General features: G+C 60.5%; 4 protein-coding genes. All 4 read right to left on the bottom strand.

Going from position 1 to position 2,737, the window contains the following annotated elements:
• Positions 1-217, bottom strand: a 217-nt coding sequence (locus WB528_RS02170; RefSeq protein ID WP_423886785.1) for an NAD-dependent epimerase/dehydratase family protein, incomplete at its 3' end; no start/stop codon positions are given.
• A gap of 62 nt (positions 218-279) precedes the next feature.
• Positions 280-861, bottom strand: coding sequence for an SIS domain-containing protein (locus WB528_RS02165; protein WP_423886784.1), 582 nt, complete (start codon positions 859-861; stop codon positions 280-282).
• Positions 862-877: 16 nt separating this feature from the next.
• The gene (locus tag WB528_RS02160; RefSeq protein ID WP_423886783.1) at positions 878-2,458 is read right to left on the bottom strand and encodes a PfkB family carbohydrate kinase; all 1,581 of its coding nucleotides are present in this window, start codon (positions 2,456-2,458) and stop codon (positions 878-880) included.
• On the bottom strand, positions 2,434-2,737 hold a 304-nt coding region (locus WB528_RS02155), incomplete at its 5' end, for a GDP-mannose 4,6-dehydratase (RefSeq protein ID WP_423886782.1). The genes WB528_RS02155 and WB528_RS02160, both read right to left, overlap by 25 nt.

Here is a 2,737-nt window from a genome sequence, read left to right as displayed (position 1 = left end):
AGCCGGCCAAAGCCTTGGACACATCGCCCGCATTGCGCAGATCACCCTTGACCTGGATCAGATTTGGATCCCCCGCATGTTTGGCAAAAACGTCGCCGTAGATATAGAGATCGAGAACAGCAACCTCATAGCCCGCCTTGAGCAGCTTAGGCACGAGGCTTGAGCCAACATAACCGGCGCCGCCGGTCACCATCACGCGCTTGAACCGCTTGGCCATAGTCCCTTCCGTTCCTTGCTTATGGCGGCCGCCCGCTCGATCGGGGCAGACTCCAGTCCGAGCTATACCTGCCGTCCCCAGCCCATGTCGATATCGAGGACGGCGTGGCACAACGCCAGATGCGCGATCTCGACGAAGCCGTATTCGCGTGACCGGACGTAGAAATTGACATCACCGGTGCGCCGCAACTCATTCTCTTCGGTAAAGCCCGAAAATGTCGTCACCTTGCAGTCCCGGGTGCGGGCCATCTTCACCGCACCGAGAATGTTGGGCGAACGCCCGGAACTTGAAATCGCAATCAAGAGGTCGCCGGGCCGGGCATGAAAATCGAGCTGCTTGGCGAAAACATTCTCGTAGCCGAGATCGTTACCGAGGCAGGTCAGCGCCGAAGGGTCGTTGAATGCAAGGGAACGCAGGCCGCCATTCTTCGAAAAGTCGATGGCCAGATGGCTGGCAATGCCGGCGCTGCCGCCGTTGCCAATGAAGATGATCTTGTTACCGGCGTCGTGCACCTCGTGAGCGGCTTTGCGGACCCATTCGCATCCCTCTGACAACGACAGGGTCCGGGACGTGCGATCGGTAACTTCCGCGCCCCGCAACAGGCCGGCCAGCGTGCCGAAATACTGATCCAACTGCTCGTGCACGTGTTCCGTCCTATCCTTACTTCAGCAGGCCGTTGATGCCCTTGATCAGCGAGACTTTCTCGATCGAACGCCTGTGTCCGACAATTTCGACCTTCAATGCGCCGACCACATTGCCGATAAATCCGACCCGATCCATCGGCGCGCCCACGGCAACCAGGGGCGCGGTTACGGCAAGAAACGCGTCGCCTGCGCCAACCGTATCGATGACGTTCTTGGCAAATGCCGGAATGGTGTGGACGATGCCGCCACTCTCGAAAGTCACGCAGCCGTGCTTGCCCTGCGTGACGATGATCTTCGAGCAGTCGACGTAGTTCTCGGCCAGACGGCGCGCGATATCGCCCACGTTCGAAACGCGGTCGCTGACGGCAAGCCGCGCCTCGGGCGCGTCGATACAGACATAGTCGGCGCGCTTGTACTTTGTAATCAGATTGTATCCAAGATTGGCGCTGTTGCTCTGAGTGTTCACAGCCAGAAAGCGCGCGTTCTTCGTCAACGCATCAATCGAAGAAGAGGCGATAAGGCCGTGGCCGAAATCCGTGGCGATCACCACGTCGTAATCGGACGCGATCTCGGCGATCGCGTTATCGACTTCCGCCTGCACGTCCGGCGGCAGCGCTTCGTCATTCATGAAATAGACCTCGAACAGCTTCCGCATGTACGAGGGATCAACGAACCGACGCTTCAACGTGGTGGGCGCGCCCGGGCGCGTGAACGTCCTGAGACCGACGTTCGGTTTGAGGCTCTGGCGGACCAGGTCTTCGTGACTGTCGAAATCGCCCAGGCAGGTCAGGACGTCGACCTGCTTGCAGAACGACGCCACGTGATTTGCGGCGGCGAACACACCGCCGGCGAACAGCTCGCGATCCTGATAGCGGGTCGCGATCATGTTCTCCTTCGGCGTCTTATGCATTGGCAGCACGTACTGATACTCGTCGATGATAGCGTCACCAACCAGCAGCACGCGATAATCGGCCACGCTCTCGATCAGGTCGCAGAGTTCGCCAAGTCCGCCGTTTTGCCGCAGCGCATCAAGGTGCTCGCGAATGTGCGGCTCAAAGATGTTCAGGTGGCGGTTGATCAACTCCGTCGAACTGAACATTACTTCGTCGGTGAAATGAATCCGGCCGCCGTGCGCCTCAACCGCGTCGCGCTCGAGCGTGATCTTGCCGGTGATGTCGCCTTCCGGATTTTGGTAGTCCTGCCCCTTGATGTAGATCGATGGCCGGATGCGCTCGATGGCGCTGACGGCGTCGGGCGCATCATTGACGGCGACCCAATCGACATATTCGAGGGTCGCCAGCATTTCGGCGCGCAGCTCGGCGTTGAATACCGGCCGGCCCGGTCCTTTGTTGACGAAACGATCGGCCGTCACGGTGACGATCAAGACATCGCCCAGCTTTCGGGCCGCCTCGAGATGGCGGACGTGCCCGAGATGCAGCAGATCGAACGTGCCGTGCGCTTGAACGACAGTGCGCCCGGCGCTCCGCGACTGCTCGCAGATCGCCCCGACCTCGTCGAGCGTTCTGACCTTCTCGCGCGGGCTTGCCGGACGGCCGACTGGCGGCTTCCGGATCAGCTTTGCGACGCTTGACTCCATCTCTGCCCCCCCAAATCAGCGCGGTCGGTGTCAAGAAAGCGGAACCAATCGCGCGTCGCGTCGGCGATGCGAGATTCGGTCCATACCGGAGCGTCACGCCAGTAGTCGATATTCTCCAGCATCACACGGACGCCGTCGGCAAAGCTGACCTTGGGCTCCCACCCAAGCTCACGGCGGATTTTCCCGATATCGGCCCAGGTGCAATCAGGTTCGCCGGGCCGTTTAGGGATTTGTACGCTTGGCGGCGACCCGAGTTGCCGCACCAGTTCGTTGACGCTG

The organism is Bradyrhizobium sp. (assembly GCF_049586575.1).
GTDB lineage: Bacteria > Pseudomonadota > Alphaproteobacteria > Rhizobiales > Xanthobacteraceae > Bradyrhizobium.
The sequence above is the reverse complement of the archived record's forward strand: the minus strand, read 5'-3'. Positions and strand labels throughout refer to the sequence as shown.

Bases quoted from the DNA above. Each gene is read 5' to 3' on its own strand.
- WB528_RS02160 (WP_423886783.1), bottom strand. From the start codon at position 2,458: ATGGAGTCAAGCGTCGCAAAGCTGATCCGGAAGCCGCCAGTCGGCCGT.